The following is a 7,334-nucleotide window of genomic DNA, read 5'->3' as shown; positions in this document are numbered from 1 at the left end:
GAGCGTCACTGGCTGCATTCCCACGCAGAGCGTGGGAACGATCAGGCCCAGCGCTGAATTTCAATCAGGCCATCCTGTCCTGCATAGTTGCGGGCGCTGGAATACCGCCAGTGCTCGGCCAAGTCCACACAACCCCGCTTCACAGGAATCGATCGTTCCCACGCTCCGCGTGGGAATGCCTCCTTGGACGCTCCGCGTCCCGTCCCGCTGTGTGACGCGGAGCGTCATGGGCTGCGTTCTCACGCAGAGCGTGGGAACGATCAGGCCCAGCGCTGAATTTCAATCAGGCCATCCTGTCCTGCATAGTTGCGGGCGCTGGAATACCGCCAGTGCTCGGCCAAGTCCACATAACCACGCTTCACAGGGTTGTGGTGAATGTAATCAAGCTTTTGGCGCATCACCGCTTCGCTGTACACCAACTCGGCGTGTGACCCCTCTTGCCATAGCTGATAAATCCGGTCCGTTTTATGCGCCCGTTTGCTGAAACGCAAACGCTGCAACACTCGCTCCGCTCCTCGTTTCTGCAGGTCGTCAATGATGGTTCGAGCGGTGAAGGATTTGAACTGGCTGACACATTTACCCAGGTCAGGTGCTTGAGCGACGAAGTGCAGATGGTTTTCGAGAACGACGTAGCCGTAGAGATTGAAATGTTCGTGGGTTTGTTGATATCGCCAGCAACTCAATAGGTGGCCGACAAGGTAGTCGCGGGTAAATAGCGGTGTCCATTCCATGACAGTGCATGTCAGGAAGTGTGGTTTTTCAGGTTCGGTAATGGTGTAGCGGCTTCTGCCCATCAATTCGTCCTTGAACCGTGGTGTGGCCTGGACGCGGAGCGTCCGGGGAGGCGTTCCCACGCAGAGCGTGGGAACGATCAGTTAGAGGTTATTGGGCATAGATATGCACGACGAAGTGCTGGCCGGATGCTGTCAGTTCATAGACCTTGTCAGTGATCCGCAATGTCCTCGTCGGTTCGCTGATGGTGTCACCGATTTTCGCGGATTTTCTGAATTCGTCCCAGTCGATGACGGTGGTGCTGATGGTGCCTTCGCCTAGCAAGTTGTTTCCGTAGCGTTGCGCTTCCATGGTATTGCCCTCTGCTGGATTTACGTTTCCGGCCGATTATTCGGCTGGCGGTTAGTCCCGAAAGGCGGCCTTTTCCTTCCGGGTTCCAAGAGGCTAGTCAATGAAAACGAAGTTGGTTGCTGTCAGAAATATCAAAAAACAGTCTCGGCCTTTCGCCATTATCTGAGGGGCTGATGCCTACTTCAGGCGCTCATCACTTCCCGAATATCGGCGGCTAATTCTCTTACGCGCTCTTCCTCGGTATCCCACGCACACATGAACCGCGCGCCACCCTTGCCGATGAAGGTGTAGAAGCGCCAGCCCTTGGCCGTCAGCGCGGCAATTGCCGGTTCCGACAGTTGCAGGAATACGCCGTTGGCCTGTACCGGGAACATCAACTCCACACCCGGAATATCCGCCACCAGGCTGCTGAGCAATTGTGCACAGTGGTTGGCGTGGCGGGCGTGTTTGAGCCAGGCGTCGTTTTCCAGCAGGCCCACCCACGGGGCGGAGAGGAAGCGCATCTTTGAGGCAAGCTGCCCGGCCTGTTTGCAGCGGTAGTCGAAGTCTTCGGCCAGCTTGTGGTTGAAGAACAGGATCGCTTCGCCCACGGCCATGCCGTTCTTGGTGCCACCAAAGCACAGCACGTCGACGCCGGCTTTCCAGGTCAGGTCGGCCGGCGAGCAGCCGAGGAATGCGCAGGCGTTGGAGAACCGTGCGCCGTCCATGTGCAGGTTCAGCCCCAGTTCCTTGCAGGTGACGCTGATGGCGCGGATTTCTTCCGGGGTGTAGACGCTGCCGACTTCGGTGGCCTGGGTCAGGGTCACGACGCGGGGTTTCGGGTAGTGAATGTCCTGGCGCTTGAGGGCGATCTCGCGGATCGACTCCGGGGTCAGCTTGCCGTTTTCGGTGCGGGCGGTGAGCAGCTTGGAACCGTTGGAGAAAAACTCCGGCGCGCCGCATTCGTCGGTTTCGACGTGGGCGGTTTCCGAGCAGATCACGCTATGGTAGCTCTGGCACAAGGAGGACAGCGCCAGGGAGTTGGCTGCGGTACCGTTGAAGGCGAAGAACACTTCACAGTCGGTTTCGAACAGTTTGCGGAAACCGTCGGCGGCGCGGTGGGTCCATTCATCATCGCCATAGGCGCGCTGATGGCCCTGGTTGGCGAGTTCCATGGCGGCCCAGGCTTCCGGGCAGATGCCGGAATAGTTGTCGCTGGCGAATTGTTGGCTCTTGTCGGTCATGGCCCAGTCCTGTGGTCGATGTTGGTGCGCACTTTACCCAAGATTGTCGGGCGGGCGCACGCACTGTTAATGCAAAGTCATTGGGGAATTATGCACGGTTCTGAAAGCGTTCCTGTAAGCCGCGTCCGCGATGGCGCCCTGGACCTGCTCAAGTGGCTGGCGCTGCTGAGTATGGTGCTGGACCACCTGCGGTATGTCGGTTTGAGCCTGGACGGGCTGTATGTGCCGGGGCGCCTGGCGTTCCCGTGGTTTTGCCTGGCGATCGCGGCGAATTTGCATCGGGTCAAGGACGCGCCGGTGACGGGGCAGTGGCGCTATCTGGGCTGGTTGCTGCTGTTCAGTGTGATCAGTGAGGTGCCGTACCGGATGTTCATCGACGACGCCGACACGCTGAACGTACTGCCGACCCTGGCGCTGGGTTTGCTGGTTGCCCGGGGATGGCAGCAGAAGACGGTTATTGATCGAGGATTGGCGTTGATCGCGCTGGTTTTGGCGGGGTTTTTCTCGGCGCAGCTGATGTTCGGTTTCTTTGGCGTACTGCTGCCGTTGGCGATGCTGCTGGTGTTTCGCCGGCCGTGGTACTTCAGCGTGCTGCCGGGTGTGGTGTGCCTGGCTGCCAATCAATGGCAGATCCTGCTCAATAGCGGCACGCTGGTGGCGATGCTGGGATTGGCGACATGCCTGATTGCGCCGCTGGCCGGATTGGTCTTGTTGCGACATGCCGGGCAGGTATCGCCACCGGCCATGCGGCGCTGGGCGTATGCGCTTTATCCGGCGCATTTCCTGCTGCTGCTACTCATTCGAAAGATCATCGCCTAACCCCTTGTAGGAGCGAGCTTGCTCGCGAAAAACGTCAACGATTACGAGGGCTGTCTGGATGCGCGCGGCGCCCTCAGGTTTTTCGCGAGCAAGCTCGCTCCTACAAATGCCGGGGGCCATGTCGTAAACGCACCTTTGCGTGGCGTCCATAGGCATTTGACCTCTCTGCGCCAGCCCTACCATCGCATCAAAGGGCCCCTCCGTCGTGCGGCGGCCCCAACAATACGATTGGCGCACCGCCGCCGCTGGGAGAGACGCGATGTTCAGCAAGCAAGACCAGATCCAGGGTTATGACGATGCACTGCTGGCGGCCATGAATGCCGAGGAGCAGCGCCAGGAAGATCATATCGAGCTGATCGCGTCAGAGAACTACACCAGCAAGCGTGTCATGGAAGCCCAGGGCAGCGGCCTCACCAACAAGTACGCCGAAGGTTACCCGGGCAAGCGTTACTACGGCGGCTGCGAGCACGTGGACAAGGTCGAAGTGCTCGCCATCGAGCGTGCCAAGCAGCTGTTCGGTGCCGATTACGCCAACGTGCAGCCGCACTCCGGTTCGTCGGCCAACAGCGCGGTGTACCTGGCGCTGCTGAACGCCGGCGACACCATCCTCGGCATGAGCCTGGCCCACGGCGGCCACCTGACCCACGGCGCCAAAGTGTCGTCCTCGGGCAAGCTGTACAACGCGGTGCAATACGGCATCGACACCAACACCGGGTTGATCGACTACGACGAGGTCGAGCGCCTGGCCGTGGAGCACAAGCCGAAGATGATCGTGGCGGGTTTTTCCGCCTACTCCAAGACCCTGGATTTCCCGCGCTTTCGCCAGATCGCCGACAAGGTCGGTGCGCTGCTGTTCGTCGACATGGCCCACGTCGCCGGCCTGGTGGCCGCCGGTCTGTACCCGAACCCGCTGCCCTACGCCGATGTGGTCACCACCACCACCCACAAGACCCTGCGCGGTCCACGTGGCGGGTTGATCCTGGCCAAGTCCAACGAAGAAATTGAAAAGAAACTCAACTCTGCGGTATTCCCGGGCGCCCAGGGCGGCCCGCTGATGCACGTGATCGCCGGCAAGGCGGTGTGCTTCAAGGAAGCCCAGGAACCAGGTTTCAAGGCCTATCAACAGCAAGTGATCGACAACGCCCAGGCCATGGCCGGCGTGTTTATCAAACGCGGCTACGATGTAGTGTCCGGCGGCACCGATAACCACCTGTTCCTGGTCAGCCTGATCCGTCAGGGCCTCACCGGCAAAGACGCGGATGCCGCCCTCGGTCGCGCTCACATCACCGTCAACAAGAACGCCGTGCCCAACGACCCGCAGTCGCCCTTCGTGACCTCGGGCCTGCGTATCGGCACGCCGGCGGTGACCACACGCGGCTTCAAAGTGACCCAATGCCTGGAGTTGGCCGGCTGGATCTGCGACATCCTCGACAACCTCGGCGACGCCGATGTGGAGGCCAACGTCGCCAAGCATGTGGCCGCCCTGTGCGCTGATTTCCCGGTTTATCGCTGAGCGCGGTTTTGGAGTAATGACTATGCAACGCTACTCGGGCTTCGGCCTCTTCAAGCACTCACTCAGCCACCACGAAAACTGGCAGAAGATGTGGCGCACGCCCACCCCGAAAAAGGTCTACGACGTGGTCATCGTCGGCGGCGGCGGGCATGGTCTGGCGACGGCTTACTACCTGGCCAAGGAACACGGCATCACTAATGTGGCGGTGGTCGAGAAAGGCTGGCTGGGCGGCGGTAACACCGCGCGCAACACCACCATCGTGCGGTCCAACTACCTGTGGGACGAGTCGGCGCACCTTTACGAACACGCGATGAAACTCTGGGAAGGTTTGTCCCAGGATTTGAACTACAACGTGATGTTCTCCCAGCGTGGCGTCTACAACCTGTGCCACACCCTGCAGGATATCCGTGACTCCGAGCGTCGCGTCAGCGCCAACCGCCTCAACGGTGTGGACGGCGAACTGCTCAACGCCAAACAAGTGGCCGATGAGATTCCGTACCTCGACTGCTCCAAGAACACTCGCTACCCGGTAATGGGCGCCACCGTGCAACGGCGCGGCGGCGTGGCCCGTCACGATGCCGTGGCCTGGGGCTTTGCCCGCGCCGCTGACGCACTGGGCGTGGACCTGATCCAGCAGACCGAAGTGATCGGTTTCCGCAAGGAAAACGGTGTGTGCATCGGCGTGGAAACCAACAAAGGCTTCATCGGTGCCAAGCGCGTCGGCGTGGTGACGGCGGGTAACTCCGGCCACATGGCTTCGCTCGCGGGCTTCCGCCTGCCGATCGAATCCCACCCGCTGCAAGCGTTGGTGTCGGAGCCGATCAAACCGATCATCGACAGCGTGATCATGTCCAACGCCGTGCACGGTTACATCAGCCAGTCCGACAAGGGCGACCTGGTGATCGGCGCCGGTATCGACGGCTACAACGGCTATGGCCAGCGCGGCTCGTACCCGGTGATCGAGCACACCATCCAGGCCATCGTCGAGATGTTCCCGGTGCTGTCCCGCGTGCGCATGAACCGCCAGTGGGGCGGCATCGTCGACACCACGCCGGATGCCTGCCCGATCATCTCCAAGACCCCGGTCCCGAACATGTTCTTCAACTGCGGTTGGGGCACCGGTGGCTTCAAGGCCACGCCAGGCTCAGGCAACGTATTTGCCGCGAGCCTCGCCAAGGGTGAAATGCACCCGTTGGCTGCACCTTTCTCCATCGACCGTTTCCACAACGGTGCGCTGATCGACGAACACGGCGCTGCGGCCGTCGCCCACTAACAGGAGAAATTCCCTATGTTGCATATCTTCTGTCCTCACTGTGGCGAACTGCGCTCCGAAGAGGAATTCCACGCCTCCGGCCAAGCGCACATCCCGCGCCCACTGGACCCGAACACCTGCACCGACGAGGAGTGGGGCGACTACATGTTCTTCCGCGACAACCCGCGCGGCCTGCACCACGAACTGTGGATTCACGCTGCCGGTTGCCGCCAGTATTTCAACGCGACCCGCGACACCGTGACCTACGAAATTCTTGAAACCTACAAGATAGGCACCAAGCCGCAATTCACCGCCAAGGCTTCTGGAGAGAAGGTATGAGCCAGATCAATCGCCTGTCCAACGGTGGCCGCATCGACCGCAACAAAGCCCTGAGCTTTACCTTCAACGGCCAGAGCTACAAAGGCTTTGAGGGCGACACATTGGCCGCTGCATTGCTGGCCAACGGCGTCGACATTATCGGTCGCAGCTTCAAGTATTCCCGCCCGCGCGGCATCTTCGCCGCCGGTGCCGAAGAGCCGAACGCGGTGCTGCAGATCGGCGCCACCGAAGCCACGCAAATCCCCAACGTGCGCGCCACGCAGCAGGCGCTGTACCAGGGTTTGGTCGCCACCAGCACCAACGGCTGGCCGAGCGTGAACAACGACATGATGGGCATTCTCGGCAAGGTCGGCGGCAAGCTGATGCCGCCGGGTTTCTACTACAAAACCTTCATGTACCCGCAATCGTTCTGGATGACTTACGAGAAGTACATCCGTAAGGCTGCAGGTTTAGGCCGCTCGCCGACCGAGAACGATCCGGACACCTACGACTACATGAACCGTCATTGCGACGTGCTGATTGTGGGCGCGGGCCCTGCCGGCCTGGCGGCTGCGTTGGCCGCCGCCCGCAGTGGCGCCCGGGTGATCATCGCGGACGAGCAGGAAGAATTCGGCGGCTCCCTGCTGGACTCCCGCGAAAGCCTCGATGGCAAGCCTGCGGCCGAGTGGGTTGCCAGTGTGATTGCTGAACTCAAGGCCCTGCCGGACGTGGTGCTGCTGCCTCGCGCCACCGTCAACGGTTACCACGACCATAACTTCCTGACCATTCACGAACGCCTCACCGACCACCTCGGTGACCGTGCACCGATTGGCCAGGTGCGTCAGCGTATCCACCGGGTTCGCGCCAAGCGCGTGGTGTTGGCCACTGGTGCGTGCGAGCGTCCGCTGGTGTACGGCAACAACGACGTACCGGGCAACATGCTGGCGGGAGCGGTCTCCACTTACGTGCGTCGCTACGGCGTGGCACCGGGCAAGAAGCTGGTGCTGTCCACCAACAACGATCACGCCTACCGCGTGGCGCTGGACTGGTTCGACGCCGGCCTCAGCGTTGTCGCCGTAGCCGATGCCCGCCACAATCCACGGGGCGCGCTGGTTGAAGAGGCGCG

The 7,334-nt window shown here is 61.1% G+C and carries 8 protein-coding genes and 2 pseudogenes; 6 read left to right on the top strand and 4 right to left on the bottom strand.

Translation table 11 applies throughout. The features are described from left to right. Positions 1 to 41: 41 nt before the first annotated feature. The 4 genes and pseudogenes from HX846_RS19965 to HX846_RS19950 form a co-directional block, all read right to left on the bottom strand. A pseudogene (locus HX846_RS19965) lies at positions 42 to 122 on the bottom strand (transposase); the annotation flags it as partial. Positions 123 to 260: 138 nt separating this feature from the next. Next, positions 261 to 794, bottom strand: a complete 534-nt coding sequence (locus tag HX846_RS19960) for a hypothetical protein (protein WP_008434329.1) — start codon at positions 792 to 794, stop codon at positions 261 to 263. 88 nt (positions 795 to 882) lie between these two features. Continuing rightward, positions 883 to 1,083: a hypothetical protein gene (locus HX846_RS19955; RefSeq protein ID WP_003209176.1), complete on the bottom strand. Its 201-nt coding sequence runs from the start codon at positions 1,081 to 1,083 to the stop codon at positions 883 to 885. A 182-nt stretch (positions 1,084 to 1,265) separates the two neighbouring features. Beyond that, a complete protein-coding gene (locus HX846_RS19950) occupies positions 1,266 to 2,306 on the bottom strand; it encodes a low specificity L-threonine aldolase (RefSeq protein WP_010167499.1) in 1,041 nt (346 codons plus the stop codon). Between the two features lie 90 nt (positions 2,307 to 2,396). Here HX846_RS19950 and HX846_RS19945 point away from each other — a divergent pair, with 90 nt between their 5' ends. The 6 genes and pseudogenes from HX846_RS19945 to HX846_RS19925 all read left to right on the top strand — a co-directional run. Further along, entirely contained in the window at positions 2,397 to 3,125 is a 729-nt protein-coding gene (locus HX846_RS19945; protein WP_178965959.1) for a TraX family protein, read from the top strand. Between the two features lie 18 nt (positions 3,126 to 3,143). Further along, positions 3,144 to 3,230, top strand: a pseudogene (locus HX846_RS40430) (outer membrane lipoprotein carrier protein LolA); the annotation flags it as partial. Between the two features lie 154 nt (positions 3,231 to 3,384). Beyond that, positions 3,385 to 4,638: a serine hydroxymethyltransferase gene (gene glyA / locus HX846_RS19940; protein WP_008434333.1), complete on the top strand. Its 1,254-nt coding sequence runs from the start codon at positions 3,385 to 3,387 to the stop codon at positions 4,636 to 4,638. Positions 4,639 to 4,660: 22 nt separating this feature from the next. Then, complete coding sequence (locus HX846_RS19935) at positions 4,661 to 5,911, top strand: sarcosine oxidase subunit beta (protein ID WP_003209185.1); 1,251 nt, start codon at positions 4,661 to 4,663, stop codon at positions 5,909 to 5,911. A gap of 15 nt (positions 5,912 to 5,926) precedes the next feature. Continuing rightward, positions 5,927 to 6,229, top strand: coding sequence for a sarcosine oxidase subunit delta (locus HX846_RS19930; protein WP_003209187.1), 303 nt, complete (start codon positions 5,927 to 5,929; stop codon positions 6,227 to 6,229). Further along, on the top strand, positions 6,226 to 7,334 hold a 1,109-nt coding region (locus HX846_RS19925), incomplete at its 3' end, for a 2Fe-2S iron-sulfur cluster-binding protein (RefSeq protein WP_178965958.1). The genes HX846_RS19930 and HX846_RS19925, both read left to right, overlap by 4 nt.

The organism is Pseudomonas sp. K5002 (assembly GCF_013386655.1).
Taxonomy (GTDB): Bacteria; Pseudomonadota; Gammaproteobacteria; order Pseudomonadales; family Pseudomonadaceae; genus Aquipseudomonas.
Note: the sequence above shows the minus strand (reverse complement) of the source record. Positions and strands in the feature narration are given on the sequence as shown.

Bases quoted from the DNA above. Each gene is read 5' to 3' on its own strand.
- HX846_RS19960 (WP_008434329.1), bottom strand. From the start codon at position 794: ATGGGCAGAAGCCGCTACACCATTACCGAACCTGAAAAACCACACTTC.
- HX846_RS19955 (WP_003209176.1), bottom strand. From the start codon at position 1,083: ATGGAAGCGCAACGCTACGGAAACAACTTGCTAGGCGAAGGCACCATC.
- HX846_RS19950 (WP_010167499.1), bottom strand. From the start codon at position 2,306: ATGACCGACAAGAGCCAACAATTCGCCAGCGACAACTATTCCGGCATC.
- HX846_RS19945 (WP_178965959.1), top strand. From the start codon at position 2,397: ATGCACGGTTCTGAAAGCGTTCCTGTAAGCCGCGTCCGCGATGGCGCC.
- glyA (WP_008434333.1), top strand. From the start codon at position 3,385: ATGTTCAGCAAGCAAGACCAGATCCAGGGTTATGACGATGCACTGCTG.
- HX846_RS19935 (WP_003209185.1), top strand. From the start codon at position 4,661: ATGCAACGCTACTCGGGCTTCGGCCTCTTCAAGCACTCACTCAGCCAC.
- HX846_RS19930 (WP_003209187.1), top strand. From the start codon at position 5,927: ATGTTGCATATCTTCTGTCCTCACTGTGGCGAACTGCGCTCCGAAGAG.